Here is a 19,150-nt window from a genome sequence, read left to right as displayed (position 1 = left end):
CCCGGTAGCTACGTTCGGAATCGATAACCGCTGAAAGCATCTAAGCGGGAAGCGAGCCCTAAGATGAGTCATCCCTAGGAATTTAATTCCTCTAAAGAGCCGTTCGAGACTAGGACGTTGATAGGCATGGTGTGTAAGCGTTGTGAGGCGTTGAGCTAACATGTACTAATGACTCGAGAGGCTTAACCATACAACCCAGATGGGTTTTGCTAAGCGAACTTAGACAGAATACAGATACTTGATAAAGTTAAAGACTCAACAGAAAATCAGCTTTCCGAATTATTATTAGCGTGAGCCAGAGATGGACACGGTAATAAACAGAATTTGCTTGGTGACAATAGCCTTGTGGAACCACCTGATCCCATCCCGAACTCAGAAGTGAAACGCAAACGCGCCGATGGTAGTGTGGGGTCTCCCCATGTGAGAGTAGGTCATCGCCAAGCGCCTAATTATCTCATTGAGATGTAACCAAGCCAGCTGAATAAGCTGGCTTTTTTGCATTCGCAATTTGTTAAATTATCATTTAAGACCAATGCTATCTAGCATTGTTCTATTCATTTTAGTTTTGGTTCTTCTGCTAGTTCTTTACGTTTTTTCCTTCCTTTATTTCAGACTTTTATACTCTAAGTTGATTATTTACATGAAGATCTCGCTTAGTTTGATAAGTCCTTTTGCTTAGTGGTTAGTTTCCCGTTAGCATACAAAAATATTAATTTTTTTGTTAACGGCCATCTGTTACCTATGCTTCGTAAGCTTTCGCTCGCGGTACTGCTTCCTCTTTGTATGCTGACCCTATATTTAGTGTTGGTCATAGGCGAGTACCTGTTTGAAAGCGATCAAGTGCGCGCTGAATTGGCGCAGCGACAATCGACACTGATAAAGCAGCAGTTGTTCCGGATGCAGAATGTGGTTCAATCGGCGCAGGCTTTACAGGATGTGGAGCGGATCGAGCAGGAGGTTTCCTTAGCTGCGCTCGATATGGGCACTATGGTTTATATCTTAGTTGATGCTGATAGCCGTATTCGTTTTGCAAACCATACTGTTTGGCGCGATAGCAATGCCATGCAAGTCATTGATGGTTATGATGCTGCCCGTCACAGTGCTGTGGTTCAGGCTTTTTTGCCACAAATTCTTATTAACCTCGAACGCTTAACTATTCAAGCATATTATCCCGTCGTGCCTCAATATGGTGGTGCGGTTGACTTGATTTATCTTGAAGCCGATTTAGCCCCTTTAGTGGTCGAAGCTTCTGCTAAGTTGCAGCAACGTTTTATGCGGGTTTGGGGCCTTGGCGGATTATTGCTGATTGGCTTTACCTTTATTTTATATTTCCTGTTGATCCGCCCATTCCAAATGTTGAGTGAGGCAGCTAAGCAGGTAGGCACTTCTTCCTTTTCGACATCGATACCTTGGAGTTCATCTGAAGTTTTATCTTTGCAAGCCAGTTTGCAGCAGGCACATGAGCGTTTAAGTCGGGCTGTTAAAAAACTGAATGACAGTGAATTGCGTTGGTTATTTGCTGTGGAAGGTTCGCGTAACGGTATTTGGGATTGGGACATCAGTACGGGGGAAGTTTTTCTTTCTGATCGCTGGAAAGAGATGATTGGTTATGCGCCTGATGAATTGGCTGGAGTATTCCAGACATGGGAGACGCGGTTACATCCCGATGATAAGCAGATTGTGTTAGATGCTTTGCAGGAATACGTTAGCGGAAAGAGTAAAGAATTTGAAAGTGTTCACCGCTTACGGCATAGAGATGGCCATTATGTGTGGGTGTTAGACCGCGGTATGTTAGTTGATTGGGATCCCCAAGGGCGCCCGACTCGCATGATAGGCATTCATATGGATGTGTCAGAAAGCGCGAAGAACCATGCTGCAATTACTGAGCTTGTAGATCAATCTGTTGTCGGTCGCAAGATGTTGCCCGATGTTTTTATGGGGCGTTTATCGCAATTTTTAACCCAAGGTAATAGTTCGGGGCAATGGGGAGCATTGCTGCTCGTTGAGGTGGATCGCTTAGGATTGGTCGCCACTTTACATTCCCATGAATTAGAGCGCTTGTTAACACAAATCGCGGCCCGTTTATCGAGTTATTTCACTGAAAATATAACGGTCGGTCGATTAGAGTCTGGTAATTTCGTTTTGCTTGCTAAAGATTTAGCGGCAGATGCGTCAGCCGCTGCGCGTCGTGCTTTAGCGCTTGCGAGTGAGTTAAGGCAAGTGATTGCTCGACCATTCCATTACGGTCATCATCACTTTGAACTCAGCGCGAATGTGGGGATTTGTTTGCTCGACAGCATAGAGACCTTAGATCCTGCTTTAGTCATGCGCCGCGCCGAGTTAGCAACCTTGAGTGCTAAGCAACCTGGGCAAGCGGGATGCGCTTTCTATCATGCTGAGATGGATTTACGTCAGAGCCGTGATGAACAGTTACAACAGGAGTTACAGACGGCATTACAGCAAGATAGCATGACGTTAATGTTCCAACCTGTGATGAATGCGCACAGTGAATTGGTCTCGGCTGAAGTGCTCACACGTTGGTATCGTGCCGATGGCGAGTTTATCCCGCCTGCAGAGTTTGTAGCGTTAGCCGAACAGGGAGGAATGATTGCTGAACTCGATTTTTGGGTCGCTAATCGTGTGTGTCAGTTTATTCAGACATCCCATGCCCAAGGCCGGAGTTTGCCGACTTTAACTCTTAATATCAGTGCATTCTCATTTGGTCAGGCAGATTTTGTTGATGCATTGATTGCGTTAGTTAAAGAGCATGGCATTACGGCTCATCAACTGGGTATTGAGCTCAATGAGGCCGCATTGTTAATGCAACCACAGTTTGTGGCTGAGCGCGTGTCTAAGTTAGTTGATGCAGGGATAGGCATCGTCCTCGATCATTTCGGTTCTGGCTCGAGTGCTTTGAGTTGTTTAGCCAACCAGCCATTAGTTGCGGTTAAATTGGATATGAGTTGTATTGATTCATTAGCCACAATGCCACAAAGAGTGAAGGCGTTAATTGTCTCTGCACAGCAATTTAATTTGCATGTTGTGGCTAAAGGCGTTGAATCGCCCCAACAATATCAAGCCTTTGTTGAATTTGGCTGTGATGGTTATCAGGGCTATTTATTCAGCCGAGCCTTAAACCAAGCGGACTTTATCCAGCTTGTTTGTCCTCGTCCTTTGCTGCGTAGCGTTTAAAGAAGTCGAGAGCATAGTTTAAGGCTTGGTTTCGGCAGGCGTCTTTTTCCATAAAAATCTCATGGGCAGCCCCAGCGATTACTTTCAATTGGCAATGGGTACTCACGGCGAGATTCTGGGCCGCATTATCAACAATCTTATCTTCACTCGCTTGCAGTATCAGTATCGGAGTGCGAATTTGTGCCGTTGCCAGTACGCAAGTATCTGCCGCATCTAAAGATTCAGTCAACCAACGGTTAGTGGGTGAACCGAGTTGTAACTTAGGAGCAGCATCATACAATTCTCGGTAGGCTTGGTATCGGCTTTGGCTGTGAGTTAGCTCATTCCCTTTGAATGGAACAGGTTTATAGTTTTGTCCTGCAAGTACATAATTAGGCTCGCCGCCATTGAGTGTGGTATCGAGTTTACTGGCTAACCAGCGTACGAACGCTTTTGGCATAGGTAATTTAATGCCATACATGGGCGCTGAAAATGCCGCGGCGGTAAAAATATCGGGATGCTGTTTGAGATACAAAGTGCCAATCGCGCCACCCATTGAATGGCCAAGTAGCATGAGTTGTTTGTCGTTTTGTGGTAACACTATCTTCTGCATAAATAGTGCAAAATCATCAATATAATCATTGAATCTTCGCACATGGCCCATGTGTGGATTGATTGTCATACGATCCGATAGCCCTTGGCCACGGTGATCTATGGCATAAACAGAGTAACCTTGTTGGTATAAGTCGAAGACCAATTCTTGATACTTTAAATAGGACTCGACTCGGCCACTGCTGAGAACGATTGCGGTATGCGCTTGGGGATGTTTGACCATCATATAGGCCAGCGTGACGCCGTCGGCAGAGGCTAGCGTGTCTTGAACAACGCTTTGCCAGAAGGCTTGCTGCTCTGAGGTATTTAAATCGTGTTCAGTCGAAAATGTCGCTTTGGCTTGGCTCATACTCAGTCGCAAATCATTTGGCTTGAATGGTTTGTTAGAGTGTAACAGACAACCATGGGAGTCTGAAAATACCGACTCCCATGAATTTCATTAACTTAGCGTGCCACCTTTTTCGCTTCAATAAAATCATTGATTTGCTGTTCGAGGATCGACATAGGCACCGAGCCATTTTCGAGCACAGCATCGTGGAAGGCACGAATATCAAATTTGTCGCCGAGTTCCTGTTCTGCCTTGGTACGTAATCGTTTGATTGTTAACTCTCCAATCTTGTAGGACAAGGCTTGTCCTGGCCACGAAATATAGCGGTCAATTTCGGTCGTGACATTGTGCAGTGATAGTGCGGTATTGCTGGCCATAAAGTCGATGGCTTGTTGACGACTCCATCCTTGGGCGTGCATGCCAGTATCTACGACTAAACGGGCCGCGCGCCACATTTCATAGGTTAAGCGACCAAAGTTACTGTATGGATCTTGGTAGAAACCCGCTTCTAAACCTAAATATTCGCAATATAGCCCCCATCCTTCACCAAAGGCAGAGATATAGCCATAACGACGGAAATCTGGGAGTGAGGTTAGCTCAGAGTTGAGTGAAATTTGCAGATGATGACCGGGTACGGCTTCGTGCAAGGTTAAGGCTTCTAGCTCGTAGAGTGGGCGCTTATCCAATGCATAAGTGTTGACCCAGTAGTAACCGGGTTCATCATCGCTGTTCGATCCTGAATATCGTCCTGTGGTGTATTTCGGCGCAATTTCGGCAGGCACTGGCGCTATACCATAGGGTTGGCGTGGGAGTTTGCCGAAGTACTTAGGTAGCATGGCATCGGCTTTTTTGGCAATAAATGCCGCTTCTTTGAGTAACTGATCGGCACTGGTGGTGTAGAACTGAGGATCGGTCCGCAGGAAATGTAAGAAGTCGGCAAAGCTGCCTTTAAAACCTACTGACGCGATGATTTGTTCCATTTCTTGGCGGATACGTTGTACTTCTTTTACGCCCAGTTCATGCACTTGCGTCGACGTCATATTCAAGGTCGTGTAGTAACGTACCCTATTCTCATAAAATTCTGCGCCGTTAGGTAAGCTACTGGCCGCGATATTTTCCCGGGCATTGGGAATGTACTCTTTAGTCATGAAATCATAAAAGTTTTGGTACAGAGGTAGAACTTTTTGCTCAACTAAAGCGTGGCCTTCTTGGGTCAGCTGAGTTTTTTGTGCCTCAGTGAAATAGTTGGGATATTGAGTAAAAGGTTTGAAATAACTGCTCTTTTCAACTGGGATGATATAAGCACTGATACTGTCTTCAAAGCCATTGAGTGTCACTTTAGGTGGCGTTATTCCCTCGGCTAATCCTTGTTTTAGCCAGTGGGTTTGCTGGGCGAAATAGGTCGGGAGTGCATTGAGCTTGGCAATATAGTTGCGGTAATCCTCAAGGGTGTTGAATCTTCCCTGTGCGATTGACGTGATATAAGCGTGGAAGCCGCTTTCCGCCGTAATGGGCAGGTAATAATCCTTGAAACGATATAGGTCGACATCGTTTTGGATCTGATCTTCCAGTATTTGAGCGTTAATCTTATCTTCTTTACTCAAGCTGCCGCGGTCGAGTGCTTTGAGCTGCGCTAGTACTGCGATTTGACCTTGATTAAGCTTAGCGAGCGCGGCTGGCGAGAGATCCGTTAATTTTCCTGCGGCACTGGCATAGCCCATGCTGTAAGCCATTTCAGGACTCGCACTGAGTTGTAATTGCCAGCTTTGGTCGATAATCGCTTGCAGCGCGGGAGCGATTGGCTCAACTTGCGACTGTGTTGCTGATATTGTCTGTGCCGATGGGGTTTGAATATTTTTTGTGGTTTGAGTGGCACTGCAGGCGCCTAATGCGCATATCAATAAACTGGGGGTTAAGAGTTTATGCATGTTAGATCTCTGATATTTTCGTTGTTATTGAAGTCATTATGCCTGATGAATGCGGCCGTTCCTTGTATGGATATTAAGCAGAATTGTGACTGAATGTGAATTTAAATGCGTTTGGCGCATAAATGCCCCCGAAAATGCGTGTTAAACTTAGTGTCCGCCCGCGACCAAATAACAAAAGCATTGGCTGGGTAGTTCAAATAGGGGTTAAATATGATTGATACATCCATTCCATTGGTGGATCTGCATCGTCACCTAGACGGTAATGTGCGGGTAAATACCATTTGGGAACTAGGACACCAACACGGCATTGCGCTACCTGCCGATTCTTTAGAGACTCTCGCACCTTTTGTGCAAATTCAGGGGAAAGAAACTAGCTTAGTCGCCTTCTTAAAGAAGCTCGATTGGATGGTTGCTGTACTCGCAGATTTGGATGCGGTTAAACGCGTGGCCTATGAAAACGTTGCCGATGCGGCGTTGTCTGGCTTAGATTACGCTGAGTTACGTTTTAGTCCTTACTATATGGCGATGAACCATAAGTTACCGATTGAAGGCGTAGTTGAGGCGGTCGTTGATGGCGTTAAAGCGGGCTTAAAAGACTATAACGTGAAGATCAATTTGATTGGCATTATGTCACGTTCATTCGGTCAAGCGGCTTGTACTCAAGAACTTGAGGGCTTACTCGCCCATAAACAACATCTCGTGGCTATGGACTTAGCCGGTGATGAATTGGGCTTCCCTGGCGAGTTATTTAACGATCACTTTAAACGTGTTCGTGATGCTGGTCTGGCGATTACGGCTCACGCCGGTGAAGCTGCGGGTTCACAAAGTATGTGGCAAGCGATTCAAGAACTTGGCGCGACGCGAATTGGTCACGGTGTGAACGCGATTAACGATCCTAAGCTGATGGAATATCTTGCTAAGCACAGTATTGGTATCGAATCTTGCCCAACCAGTAACTTGCATACTTCTACTGTGGCTTCTTACGCTGAGCATCCTTTTAGAACCTTTATGGATGCAGGCGTGTTGATAAGTCTAAATACCGATGATCCCGGTGTGAGTGCTATCGACATTAATCATGAGTATCGTATTGCCAAATCGGAACTCAAATTAACCGATGCAGAGCTAGCCCAGGTGCAACGTAACGGCGTTGAAATGGCATTTTTATCGGACAGTGAGCGCAAAGCACTGTATGCAACTAAGGCATAAGCTTTTAGTTATTACTAAAAATAGCTATAAATAAAAAATCCGACTTAGAGTCGGATTTTTTGTGAGCGTTCGCGAGTGCAGCGATAGGCGCTTTAGATCACGCGTGAGAATTGTTGCTGACGCGCTTTTTGACGATAGTAAAGGTCGAAGCACATACAGATATTGCGGATCAATAAACGGCCAGTAGGGCTGATAGTGATCTGTCTGTCGACGATTTCAACTAATTTATCATCGATAAATGTCTGCATCAACTTAAGATCTTCTGCGAAATAGGTTTCGAAGTTAATCCCCAGTTTCTCATCAATTTTCGCCATATCCAGTTCGAAGTGGCAAATCAGCTGCTTAATCACTACGCGGCGGATTTCATCGTCACGGTTCAGGCTACAACCTTTCCACAAAGCATGGCCTTCCTTATCTATGGCTTCATAGTAAGGGCGGATATCTTTCTGGTTTTGCGCATAACAGTCGCCAATCTGACTGATGGACGACACGCCAAGACCTAATAAATCGCATTCTTCTTGGGTGGTATAACCTTGAAAGTTGCGGTGCAGTCTGCCTTCACGCTGTAACTTGGCTAACTCGTCATCGGGTTTAGCAAAGTGGTCCATACCGATATATTGGTAGCCAGCGCCAGTCAAGGTCTCGATAGTTTGGTGCAGCATTTCGAGTTTTTGTTTTGGCGAAGGTAAATGCTCATCTTTAATCTTACGTTGTGCAGCAAAGCGCGCAGGTAAGTGAGCATAGTTAAATACCGACAGACGGTCTGGTGATAAATCTAAAACGCGCTGCATAGTGACGGCAAAGGTTTCTGGCGTTTGGTGTGGCAAACCATAGATTAAATCTATGTTGGTCGACACAAAACCCATGGCTTTCGCTTTGGCCATTAAGTCGAAGATAAATTGCTCATCTTGTTCGCGATTAACGGCAATTTGCACTTCTTTATTGAAATCTTGTACGCCGATGGAGATCCGGTTGAAGCCCGCTTCTTTCAATGTGTCGAGCATTGACAGCTCTATCTCGCGAGGATCGACTTCAATCGAGAACTCACCTTCTTCCGCAAAGTTAAAGTTAGCTTTAATCAATGACGTAAGTTTAAGAATCTGCTCAGGATTTAAGAAAGTGGGTGTACCGCCGCCCCAATGCATTTGGGTTACGCTGTAATGTTTAAACAGGGGCGCACGTTTGATAATTTCTTGGCTTAAATATTCAATGTACTGATCGGCTTTGTGTTGGTGGCGGGTGATGACTTTATTACAGCCACAGTAATAACAAAGCTTGGCGCAGAACGGGATATGAATATACAGCGACAGTTTATCGCTTTTGCTATTTTCAATGGCCGTGAGCAGGTTTTGTTCGGTGAATGTGTCATCGAACTCTAATGCCGTTGGGTAAGAGGTATAACGGGGACCGCTGTAGTTATATTTTTCGATCATCGACTGATCCCAGCTAATCTGAGTGGGCTGCTTCAAGGCGTGTCCTCCGTGGGTAAATTAGCAACAAGCGAAGTATGCAAGGTTCTTAAGTAAATAACCTTGATCTAGGTTGTAAAAATGACGTCTGTCTTTTTAGAAGTTACGCAATATCTATCAAAAAAGTACGCTTGTCTGTCGATATATGGCGGTTTTGTGCGCAGGCTCACGGGAGAAAGCAGAGTAAGATTGGAGTGGGTTTTATCGAGATGACCTCAAAACCACAACATAAGTGGTCTTGAGGTATAACAATGAGCAGGTTTAATGCATCGCTTTGGCTTGGTAATCCACCAGTTTTTTCGCATCATCACTAATGCCTTGCTCTAATGCCGCTTCGGACTTCATTCTGATCAAGTCTAACTTCATTCTTTCTTGCTTAGGCAAGGCTTGGCGAGCATCCATGATGGGATGATCTTTAATTAGCTCAAAGTGTTTGAATAATGAAGGATAATCAGGAGCCACGCGCTCACTTAATGACAGGATTTCAAATAATCGCCCAATTCTGACCACGCCTTCAGAGATCTCACAGCGGTCTTCAATCATAGCGGTGGCGATATAGCGGATATCATCTAAAACTTGGGCACGTTTTGCATTCGCCGTGACTTCACGCTCGGCTTGTTCGGCTTGCTGACGCTTTTTTTGCTGCTTGAGTTTTAGGATTAAGAAGGTGGCGTAGCTACTAAGCGCTACTATGATGATAAAACCGAGAATAATGATAGCCGTAGACACAGAGACTCCTTATATGAATGGCATAAGGAGCACAGCTAAAAAACTGAGTTCCCTATGCCTTAGCACTGAGAGGTTTAGAACTTGTCTTGATAATCTTTCAGTAAGTCAGCGCCTGATTCGAACTTATCGAACAACTCATCGTCAGACAAAGACTTAGCTGGTGATGAAGGTGCGTCATCATCCATATCGTCGCTAATGCCGAGTTTAACCATCAGAGCTTCAATCTTATTCAGCTGTTGATCTAACCATTTTTGATCCACATCGTTGAGATCACGGCCTTCTTCCAGCATATCTAACAGCTGATTTAGTCTTGGATCTTCTTCCAATTTCAGCAGTTTTTGTTCGTCAGTCAGCTTAGCTTGTTTCACTTTTGGCTGAGCGGCTTTATCTGTAACCACTGCCGCTGGAATCGCTAAAGCAATAGGCTTCTTGCTGCCATGACGCGGGTCTTTTTTCTTCGCGGCCTGCTGTTGCGGCGCTTGCGCTAAAATTAAGCTTTCGTTATGACGACTGCCTGATTTATTGCCAGAATCTTTACGTTTGCCAGTCGCTACAGCGCGATCTTGCTTCTTCACTCTTGGCTGTAACTTAGGGCTGTTCTCGCCGCCCTTGCGTGTTTTCTTGCTACGAGACATGGTCTTCTCAATTGTTTACAACGTATGGCCCCGCAGACTAAGGTTGAGCTTGTCTACAAGGTGCGAAATTAGGCCGAGTGTTATACCAGATTATGATGTTTTTTGCATCAAAACGAGGTCCTTTGCGGCAAATAATAGTTCAAAATCGCTATTGTTTGCTAGGTACTCGAAGGTTTGTCGCTGGTAAAAGCTCACATGGGTGAGGTTGTTCTTGTAATGCCACTTAGCAAAACCATCTAATTCAGTCAGTAACGGTGTACTTATCGCTAACCAACCACCAGAATGCAGTAGTCGAGAGAGTAAGGCCCACTCTTTTATTGGGTACTGAAAATGCTCAAAAACGCGATAACAGCAGATAAAATCATATTCTTGCTTTAACACATCATGATTCGGGGCAAAAAAGGGATCATATTGATTTAACTTGTGGCCCGCATTTTCTATGGTCGCCAAACTCTCATCATCGAGTATGCGACCAAAATTCAATCCTAATAAGCTGCCAGCTTGTTGCTGCTCTAATTGCGCTAACAGCGGCAAAATAAATTGCGATAACTGTTTTTGCTTCGACGCTATGCGTGAACGACCGTATCTTTGCTTCTCTGCCGCAGGGGGTAAATGGCTATTGGCATCCGCAAAGGTTAACTCACATGTCTTGCAAACATAAAAACTCCGCTTTTTATCTTGATGAAGGAGTTGTGTCTGACTGTTATGACAAAGAGGGCATCTGGGCATTGAGTCTGCTGAAGTGGTTATTAAGGCTTTGATTGTACCAATTATATTGGTCGAGTGCACATTTTAGACACTAGGGTGTGTTACAAAAGAAAAAAGGCGGCAGTTAAACTGCCGCCTTACAAAGGGTGCTTTAGCACCTTATCCTGATTCCAAGTATCCATACTTGCTATGCGACTTTCCCGGTCGGTATCCTTCTTTTTTTTACTGCTTTCCCTGCATTATTTTTGTTAATGGTCTTCCAGACACTTTATTTTTTCTGTCGCCATCCTGACTACAGTTTCCGTAGATGGTCTCGCGACACATCTTTTAAAGCATCGTCATCATTGACGTCGAGTTAACCATCCATGTTACTTAAGTACCTTCCTGTGATAACAAGCATCCAGCCAGTGCATCCTAAGCTTATCGCTTCCTTTGCTACAGTTTACATCATGTAAACTATGTCCTGATGGGGCAAGTTACCCTGAGTGTAAGGTGTTTTGCTAGAAGCAAATTGGCGTTATCGGCCATCCCTTACAAAATTGTGCTGACCTGGATTTCAAGTGGAAATCACGACTCTTGCTATTATTAGAGAGTGGTCTTAAGTATATTATTGTTATTGAGTATCTTTATTCTTATATCTTGAACGTTAATTATACCGAAACCTGTAAGTTATTATTAATCTTTTTGTACAAACAGATGGGTTTATCTCGGTACGGGGCTTATTAAACCGAAATCTGTGATCTATGTCAAGTATGAATCTTTGCAGTTTACGTCCACGTCAACTTTAGAGTGTAAAAAAAGGGTGACAACACACCCTTCTTTTCACTCGCGAAGATTACTTCAGGCTAGAAAGATACTTTGATAGCGCGTCGATATCGCTATCATTTAGTTTTTTAGCCACATCTTGCATCATGCCATTCAAGTCATTATGGCGGCCCGCTTCACGGAATTTTGTCAGCTGGATCTTGATATAGTTGGCGTGTTGGCCTGCCAGCGTTGGAAAACCTGCAAGCTCAGCGCCTTTACCATCTGGGCCATGACATGCCATACAAGCGGTAATGCCACGAGAAACATCACCCCCCTTGTAAAGTTTAGCACCTAACTCAGGAACATCTTTTGCTTCAGCCACTTGGATTGCTTGGCTAGAAAAATATGCAGTAATGTCGAGAATATCCTGATCGCTTAGAGGCATTGCCATGCCACTCATGATAGGATCCATACGACCATCTTTACCGCCAGTTTGTGCTGCGCTACGGAAATCATGTAGTTGCTTTTGGAGGTAAGTGGCGTGTTGGCCCGCAATTTTGGGGTACATATCGATCATACTGTTACCGTCCATACCGTGACAGGCCGAACAGACAATGATTTTCGTTTTTCCCGCTTCAGCATTACCTTCAGCAATCGCAGGTGAAGATATGGCGGCAATTACAACAGACAGCGCAAGAGCTAGCTTTTTCATGGCGTTCCAACTTCTGGTTAAATTATTATCCTGAGCTTACTAGGGTGACCCGCAAGCGTGGTAAAATATGATTAATGTGATCGGAGTAATATTTTACACGAAAACGTGGGAAAGTAAGTAATTCTTCATAAATTATGGTATTGCGTAGAAAAATTTCGGAGTAAATAGTGACTGAATCTCGTATAGATTTTCGTAGGGCAAAGTTTTTAATCAGTGCACCTGACATTGCACATTTGGATCAATATCTGCCCGGCGATGTTGGAGTTGAGATTGCATTTGCTGGCCGCTCTAATGCTGGAAAGTCTAGTGCACTCAATGCATTAACTGAGCAAAAAAGTTTAGCAAGAACCAGTAAAACACCGGGCCGTACTCAACTAATTAACGTATTTGAGTTAGATGCTCAGCGTCGTTTAGTTGACTTGCCTGGTTATGGCTTTGCGCAAGTCCCACTTGCGTTGAAAAATAAATGGCAGCAAGCATTGGGTGAATATTTGCAAAAACGCGCTTGTTTAAGTGGCGTGGTTGTCTTGATGGATATTCGTCATCCATTAAAAGATCTCGATATGCAGATGATTGAATGGGCAGTTGCTAGTGAAATTCCTGTATTAGCTTTGCTAACGAAATCAGACAAATTAGCCCAAAGTGCTAAGATGAAAACCGTAAATGAAGTGCGTCTCGCACTAAGTGAGTTTGGCGACTGGGTGCAAGTTGAACCCTTCTCATCACTTAAAGGAACCGGTAAGCCTAAAGTGTTGGCAATTCTTAATGAATGGTGTCATCCACAGTGGTTGACTGATGAGTTAGATGCAGCGAATAACGCTGAATAATATCGCCTGTTTTGGTGTACATGGTAGAATTTGACTGTGTATACCTCCTCTTTGTTTTTACTGCAATTTTTTCTCTTTTGTTCAGTCTCATTCCCATCGGTTCTTCGTTAATCTCAGGCAAAAAAATAGCCGATGATATTATCATCGGCCAAAAATATTAGCTCTTTTGGGGAGAAGCTAAATTCAACAAGACTCAAGCACCATCAAATTAGCTTCAATGGTTCTCAATGAAACTAGCATACAGCCAATTCACTCCTTATTAAAGTAAATACTCTAAAATTTACTTAAAGTCTGAAAAAAGAGCAAAAAAAAGCCTCAGCAAACAAGTTGCTGAGGCGCCAGAATTTGGCTCATCACTATAAGTGAAATAAAGGTCTGAAAGATAGAACATCTTAACCTCTGTACCCTACGCAGAGAATATTACTCTATTTATCTTTAAATGGAAAACTGTTTTTTCAAAAAAGAGGTAATTATGTGCGCTTGATCTCAGGTTATGAGTGAAAAAGCATCTCAAATTGATCCTAAAATTTCATTGAAAATGATTAATTAGCTGATTTATAGATGAAACTCGAAATTTATATACAAAAGTGATCAATATTTGAGATTTGATTTTTTACTCTAATCCTGACCTAAGATTTTGGTGTACGCGTGAGAGAACAACTGTTATGGCACTCTTGAGCATATATGGCTGACTTGAATGCAGTTTCAATTCGAGTAAATCACACCTTTTAATATCCATCTGCTGTGGCAGTGTATCGATGAACTCTACTGCCAAATGTATCAGGTAAAGATTGTTTGGCTGTGAGTTAATCATTTTCTGCCGATGAAGTTTGTCTAACTTAACTAGCTAATTTGTATTGTGAAAGGGTTATTTATGCTGAGTGATGAAAAGGACTCTGTATTGATGTGCTTAGAGGCGATTAAGACGGGAGAGAGCTAATCTGAGCTCAAAATATTGAAGTCAGATTAGCTTTATTTTCAGTTAAATCATATTGATAGTGTTCTTCTGGATATTACTGAGATTAGTGCGCTTCATCCCAGTTATCACCAATGCCTGCTTCGGCAAGCAGTTCAACATCGAGATTAGCTGCTTGCGCCATCAAGGTGCAGATTGTCTTTTTAAGTGCTTCAGCTTTATCCGCATCGACTTCAAACACTAATTCATCGTGAACCTGCATGATCATAGTGATTTCGCCTTGGGTTTCTGTTTTGATCCACTGGGCAATATTGATCATGGCCTTTTTGATGATGTCGGCAGCCGTACCTTGCATTGGAGCGTTAATCGCCGCACGCTCAGCACCTTGGCGGCGCATCGCATTTCGATCACGGATTTCGGGCAAGTAGAGGCGACGACCAAACAGAGTTGACACATAACCTAAGTCAGCAGCACCCGCCCGCGTTTCTTCCATATAACGTAATACGCCAGGATAACGGGCAAAGTAGGTATCGATATAGGTTTGTGCTTCATGGCGTGGGATATCAAGCTGACGCGCCAAACCAAAGGCTGACATGCCATAAATTAAGCCGAAGTTAACCGCTTTGGCACGGCGGCGTTGTTCTGTGGTGACTTCATCAAAGTCGGTACCAAATACTTCTGCAGCAGTGGCTCTATGAATGTCTTTGCCCTCGGCGAAGGCTTTGAGTAAGCCTGCATCTTGGGATAAATGGGCCATGATCCGTAGTTCGATTTGCGAGTAGTCGGCGGCCAAAATTTTACGGCCTGCTGGGGCGATAAAGGCTTGGCGAATACGGCGACCTTCTTCGGTGCGAATCGGAATATTCTGCAGGTTAGGTTCGCTTGACGATAAGCGACCTGTTGCCGCATTAGCTTGATGATAGCTAGTGTGTACGCGACCTGTTTTGGCGTTGACCATCAGTGGCAGCTTATCGGTGTAAGTACTCTTTAACTTAGATAGACTTCGATGCTCGAGGATCACCTTTGGCAGTGGGAAATCTAAGGCTAATTCGACTAATACTTCTTCCGCGGTCGATGGCGCACCCTTTGGGGTCTTTTTGGTGATCGGGTAACCTAGCTTTTCATAAAACAATACTTGCAGTTGCTTAGGTGAACCAAGATTGAATTTTTCACCGGCAATGTCGTAGGCTTTTTCTTCTAAGGTATCGATTTTACGCGCCAGTTCATCGCTCTGTTGGCCGAGTAACATACTGTCGATTAATACCCCTTGACGTTCAATGTCCGACAATACTTGGATTAGCGGTAATTCGACTTCGGTAAACATGGCGGCAAGTTCGGCTTCTTTCTCGAGTCTTGGCCATAAATGTTGGTGTAAACGCAGTGTGATATCAGCATCTTCTGCTGCATAAGGTGCAGCCGTCTCTAGCGGGATTTGGTTGAAGGTCAGCTGTTTTGCACCTTTGCCAGCAATTTCTTCAAAACTGATATTTTTATGGCCTAAATACTTGAGTGCTAAACCATCCATATCATGGCGCGAAGCCACTGAGTTGAAGACATAGGATTCGAGCATAGTGTCGAAAGCGACGCCCTGTAGTTTGATCCCTGCATTGGCTAAGATACTGATGTCGTACTTAAGATTTTGACCGACTTTCTTGATCTTTGGATCCTCAAGCAGTGGACGCAGTTTTTCTAACGCGACCGTTTTATCGATTTGAGTCGGTGCACCAACGTAATCGTGGGTCAAAGGAAGATAAGCGGCTTTTCCTGTCTCAACGGCGAAGGAAATCCCGACTAATTCGGCCACCATGTAATCTAAGCTGGTGGTCTCAGTATCGACTGCCATTAAGTCGGCTTGTTTAAGCTTAGCAATCCAAGTGTCTAATTCGGCTTCGGTGAGAATGCAGTCGTACTGTGTTTCAATCGCTTCGACTGGAGATGAGTATTCTTGTGTTTCTGTGGATGCCGCATCAATTGAGGTATTTGCCGTCATTTTATTATCTAAGACTTCAGCTAACCAACGTTTAAACTCCATCTCGCCGTAGCATTTGATCAGTTCATCTTTGTCTGCTGGCATGAGAGTGAGTTCGTGCCAATCTTGCTCAAGTTCGACATCGGTTTTGATGGTGGCGAGTTCGTAAGAAAGCTTGAGCATGTCGGCATTTTCAATGATTTTTGCCGCCATGGTTTTAGAACCTCTAAAGCCGAGCTCGGCGACTTTTTCGGGTTCCGCTAATAAGTTACTCACACTGCCGGCTCCCGTGAGCATAGCGAGCGCCGTTTTCTCTCCCACGCCGGGTAAGCCTGGAATATTGTCAGCCTTGTCGCCCATCAGTGCGAGTAAATCTATGATACGGTCTGGACCGACACCAAATTTGGTGACGACTTCTTCTGGGCCCATTATGGTGTCTGTCATGGTGTTGATGAGCGTAACGTTCTCATCCACTAACTGGGCCATGTCTTTATCGCCTGTGCTGATAAGCACGGCACGGTTTTCTAAGCTGGCTTGGCGGGCAATAGTTCCAATCACGTCATCGGCTTCGACGCCGGAAATTGAAATCAGTGGTAAACCCAGTGCGCGAATAATGCGATGCAAGGGTTCGATTTGCGAACGTAGATCATCAGGCATAGGTGGGCGCTGTGCTTTGTATTCGCTGTACATGTCATTGCGGAAGGTTTTTCCCTTGGCATCGAACACGACTGCTATATGGCTTGGCTGATAACGGGTCAACAAGCTGCGTAACATATTCACTACGCCATAAACGGCACCCGTTGCTTCGCCCTTTGAGTTTGTTAGGTGAGGAGGCGCATAATAAGCGCGATACAAATAAGAAGATCCATCCACAAGCACAAGTGGGTTTTTAGCGACGGTTGGCATAGGTATTTTTCGTTTATCGATGACTTAGATGGCGCTAAGCATGCCACAGAAGCACTATTTCAGCCATGGCAAAATGACTCCCAGCCTGTGGATAAGTCTGTGAGTGAAAAAGTCAACTGAGAATAATGGCGATGATTACGGCTTAGTGCGATTTTTTTAAGTTGTTGTTTTTTATGTTTATAAAAGATTTGTGTGAGTTCAATACTGTTTCTTAAAAAATCTTCCCAATTTGTGGATTTTTTATTGACTCCGTAAAATACATCTAAGGATTGGCTTAATTTTCGGCACTCGTCAGATTCGACGAATTAAGTTAGCACGATTTTTAATCAGATCAACTAGTTTGTTTATGGTTTGTTAAAACTTAATGACATAAGAAGGATATTTTTAATGGAAAAAGTCGCAGTGTTACTGAGTGGATGTGGTGTTTTCGATGGAACTGAGATACATGAATCGGTTTTAACGCTTTTATGCTTATCCCGATCAGGGGCTCACTACCAGTGTTTTGCACCAGATATCAAACAGATGCATGTAGTAGATCATCTCACTGGCGAGGTCGATGCTGCTGCAAGTCGTAACGTGCTGGTGGAGTCGGCACGTATCGCCCGTGGCGAAGTCAAAGCGACCACAGAATTAGATATCGCCGAATTTGATGCCTTGATCATTCCCGGTGGCTTTGGTGCGGCGAAAAATCTGTGTAACTTTGCGACGAATGGCAGTGAGTGTGAAGTGGAACCGCTGGTGACTGATTTTATCAATGAGTTCATTCTGGCGAAAAAGCCCGTTGGTTTTATCTGTATTGCTCCTATGATGATCCCGCGTTTATATCCCCACGGTGTAAAAGGCACTATCGGTAATGATAGCGATACTGTTGCAGCGTTTAATTTGATGGGCGGTGAGCATCAAGTTGCGACAGTACATGAGATAGTCGTGGATGAAGCGAATCGAATTGTCAGCACTCCCGCTTATATGTTGGCTGGAAGTATTGCTGAAGCGCATTCAGGCATCGAGAAGTTGGTTGCTAAGGTACTGGAGATGACTGACGCACGTTAGTTTGAGCGGTTTGTAGAAGTGTAAGAGCGCGTCATTGAACCAAGATAAATCCCCATGCGTTCTTCTGGATTTATCTTGGTATAACGGGATTAGACTGAGCTTGAGGACTTGCGGCTATCGAATAAACCTTGGGCTAACCCTATGAGTAAGCCACCAATGTGGGCACCGTTCGCAACGGCAACCCCTAGAATATCCATGAATCCCAATGCCAACCAAATCATCATAAAGGCCATATATGATGGTGGAAAGTCTATTCCAGCAGCTGGTTTACGTATCCCCATGACCCAAGTGTAACCCACCACGGCATACACAACGCCAGATAGCCCGCCGAAGTTAGGTCCACCGACATAATATTGGATGACGTTTGGCAGTGTTCCCGCCACAAACAGCAAGATTAGCAATGGTGCTGTGCCGATTCGGGTTTCGATTTTACCGCCTAAATACCACCACCAGAGCAAGTTAAAGATGACGTGCATGGCTGAAAAATGCAGCAGGCTCGGAGTGAAAACGCGCCAGAACTGGCTGAACTCTGAATTTGGTACCGCGCCAAAATAGGACAGTGCAACGTAGGTTTGGTTGGCGAACCCTAAGTTCATCGCCGCAAAAATGAGTACGCAAACCGCAAAAACGATCAAGGTGACTGGGCCTGCGCCGGTAATGAATTGGGTAAACAACTGTAGCGTAGGGGCGCCGTAATCTATCTTAGTTTGGGTATCGCCGTGTTCCCACGAGGCTTGCAGATATTTACTGTCGTAGGGATGAGCCATGAAATGGGCAAACTCTTTGCGCGCTTGCTCCAGATCTTTGTCATGGATGACGAGAATGGCGACACCTTGCTCCAGCGGCTCAATTTGGCAGTCAATGTGTTCACCTTTGAGGTGATCGACAAATGCCTGCGCGGCTCTACTGTTGGGGAGTCGGCCAATTTCTATCATGCATTCGCCTCATGCCAGGCGCTATAGCCGCCGTCTAGACTGTAAACGTCATCAAACCCTTGCTCGCATAAATACTGTGCCGCATTTTGGCTGCTCATACCGTGGTAACAAACCACCACTAGCGGGCTGTCCATATCGGCTTGGCTAATAAATTGCGCTAGGTTTTCGTTATTCAGGTTAGTTGAACCTGCAATATGGCCATTGGTGAAGCTATTGCCATCGCGGATATCGACGATTTGCACTGGCTGTGCTTCGGTCATTTGCAGCAACTGATTAACGCTTAAGTGTTTAAAGGAAGACAT

14 protein-coding genes and 2 rRNA genes are annotated in these 19,150 nt (G+C 44.6%); 6 read left to right on the top strand and 10 right to left on the bottom strand.

Features of this window, described 5'->3' with window-relative positions; all coding sequences use genetic code 11:
* The 3 genes from L5M49_RS19765 to L5M49_RS19755 form a co-directional block, all read left to right on the top strand.
* Nucleotides 1-190: ribosomal RNA gene (locus L5M49_RS19765) — 23S ribosomal RNA — on the top strand; the annotation flags it as partial.
* Between the two features lie 137 nt (nucleotides 191-327).
* Nucleotides 328-443 (top strand): 5S ribosomal RNA (gene rrf, locus L5M49_RS19760).
* A 298-nt stretch (nucleotides 444-741) separates the two neighbouring features.
* Nucleotides 742-3,192 carry a GGDEF domain-containing phosphodiesterase gene (locus L5M49_RS19755; protein WP_263208592.1) on the top strand — a complete coding sequence of 817 codons (2,451 nt, stop codon included), beginning with the start codon at nucleotides 742-744 and terminating at the stop codon, nucleotides 3,190-3,192.
* On the opposite strand, the gene L5M49_RS19750 is transcribed toward L5M49_RS19755, so the two are convergent.
* Entirely contained in the window at nucleotides 3,149-4,132 is a 984-nt protein-coding gene (locus tag L5M49_RS19750) for an alpha/beta fold hydrolase (protein WP_263208590.1), read from the bottom strand. The two genes, L5M49_RS19755 and L5M49_RS19750, sit on opposite strands and share 44 nt — an antisense overlap.
* Before the next feature lie 95 nt (nucleotides 4,133-4,227).
* A complete protein-coding gene (locus tag L5M49_RS19745) occupies nucleotides 4,228-6,039 on the bottom strand; it encodes a DUF885 domain-containing protein (protein WP_263208587.1) in 1,812 nt (603 codons plus the stop codon).
* A gap of 210 nt (nucleotides 6,040-6,249) precedes the next feature.
* Here L5M49_RS19745 and add point away from each other — a divergent pair, with 210 nt between their 5' ends.
* Nucleotides 6,250-7,245 (top strand): adenosine deaminase, encoded by a 996-nt coding sequence (gene add, locus L5M49_RS19740; protein ID WP_263208585.1) that lies wholly within the window; start codon nucleotides 6,250-6,252, stop codon nucleotides 7,243-7,245.
* Between the two features lie 92 nt (nucleotides 7,246-7,337).
* On the opposite strand, the gene hemN is transcribed toward add, so the two are convergent.
* From hemN to L5M49_RS19715, 5 genes are all read right to left on the bottom strand, one after another.
* Nucleotides 7,338-8,714: an oxygen-independent coproporphyrinogen III oxidase gene (gene hemN / locus L5M49_RS19735; RefSeq protein ID WP_259510892.1), complete on the bottom strand. Its 1,377-nt coding sequence runs from the start codon at nucleotides 8,712-8,714 to the stop codon at nucleotides 7,338-7,340.
* 261 nt (nucleotides 8,715-8,975) lie between these two features.
* Nucleotides 8,976-9,443, bottom strand: a complete 468-nt coding sequence (locus L5M49_RS19730; RefSeq protein ID WP_263208581.1) for a DUF2489 domain-containing protein — start codon at nucleotides 9,441-9,443, stop codon at nucleotides 8,976-8,978.
* A gap of 74 nt (nucleotides 9,444-9,517) precedes the next feature.
* Nucleotides 9,518-10,078: a Der GTPase-activating protein YihI gene (yihI, locus tag L5M49_RS19725; RefSeq protein ID WP_006079359.1), complete on the bottom strand. Its 561-nt coding sequence runs from the start codon at nucleotides 10,076-10,078 to the stop codon at nucleotides 9,518-9,520.
* A gap of 90 nt (nucleotides 10,079-10,168) precedes the next feature.
* Nucleotides 10,169-10,807, bottom strand: coding sequence for a class I SAM-dependent methyltransferase (locus L5M49_RS19720; RefSeq protein WP_113940149.1), 639 nt, complete (start codon nucleotides 10,805-10,807; stop codon nucleotides 10,169-10,171).
* A gap of 814 nt (nucleotides 10,808-11,621) precedes the next feature.
* Nucleotides 11,622-12,245 (bottom strand): c-type cytochrome, encoded by a 624-nt coding sequence (locus L5M49_RS19715; protein ID WP_113940150.1) that lies wholly within the window; start codon nucleotides 12,243-12,245, stop codon nucleotides 11,622-11,624.
* Nucleotides 12,246-12,412: 167 nt separating this feature from the next.
* On the opposite strand from L5M49_RS19715, the gene yihA reads away from it, so the two are divergent.
* Nucleotides 12,413-13,072 carry a ribosome biogenesis GTP-binding protein YihA/YsxC gene (gene yihA / locus L5M49_RS19710; RefSeq protein WP_006079362.1) on the top strand — a complete coding sequence of 220 codons (660 nt, stop codon included), beginning with the start codon at nucleotides 12,413-12,415 and terminating at the stop codon, nucleotides 13,070-13,072.
* 1,022 nt (nucleotides 13,073-14,094) lie between these two features.
* Here the strand turns inward: yihA and polA are convergent.
* Complete coding sequence (gene polA, locus L5M49_RS19705) at nucleotides 14,095-16,863, bottom strand: DNA polymerase I (RefSeq protein ID WP_263208576.1); 2,769 nt, start codon at nucleotides 16,861-16,863, stop codon at nucleotides 14,095-14,097.
* Between the two features lie 387 nt (nucleotides 16,864-17,250).
* Between polA and elbB the strand changes: the two genes are divergently transcribed.
* Entirely contained in the window at nucleotides 17,251-17,913 is a 663-nt protein-coding gene (gene elbB / locus L5M49_RS19700) for an isoprenoid biosynthesis glyoxalase ElbB (protein WP_263208573.1), read from the top strand.
* Nucleotides 17,914-18,002: 89 nt separating this feature from the next.
* Here elbB and glpG read toward each other — a convergent pair whose 3' ends face one another.
* Together glpG and glpE are read right to left on the bottom strand one after the other, a co-directional pair.
* A complete protein-coding gene (gene glpG, locus L5M49_RS19695) occupies nucleotides 18,003-18,848 on the bottom strand; it encodes a rhomboid family intramembrane serine protease GlpG (protein ID WP_263208571.1) in 846 nt (281 codons plus the stop codon).
* Nucleotides 18,845-19,150, bottom strand: coding sequence for a thiosulfate sulfurtransferase GlpE (gene glpE, locus L5M49_RS19690; protein ID WP_263208569.1), 306 nt, complete (start codon nucleotides 19,148-19,150; stop codon nucleotides 18,845-18,847). Before glpE ends, glpG begins: the two co-directional genes overlap by 4 nt.

Source organism: Shewanella sp. SM74, assembly GCF_025653725.1.
Classification (GTDB): domain Bacteria; phylum Pseudomonadota; class Gammaproteobacteria; order Enterobacterales; family Shewanellaceae; genus Shewanella; species Shewanella oncorhynchi.
This window is presented reverse-complemented; position numbering and strand designations above follow the sequence as displayed.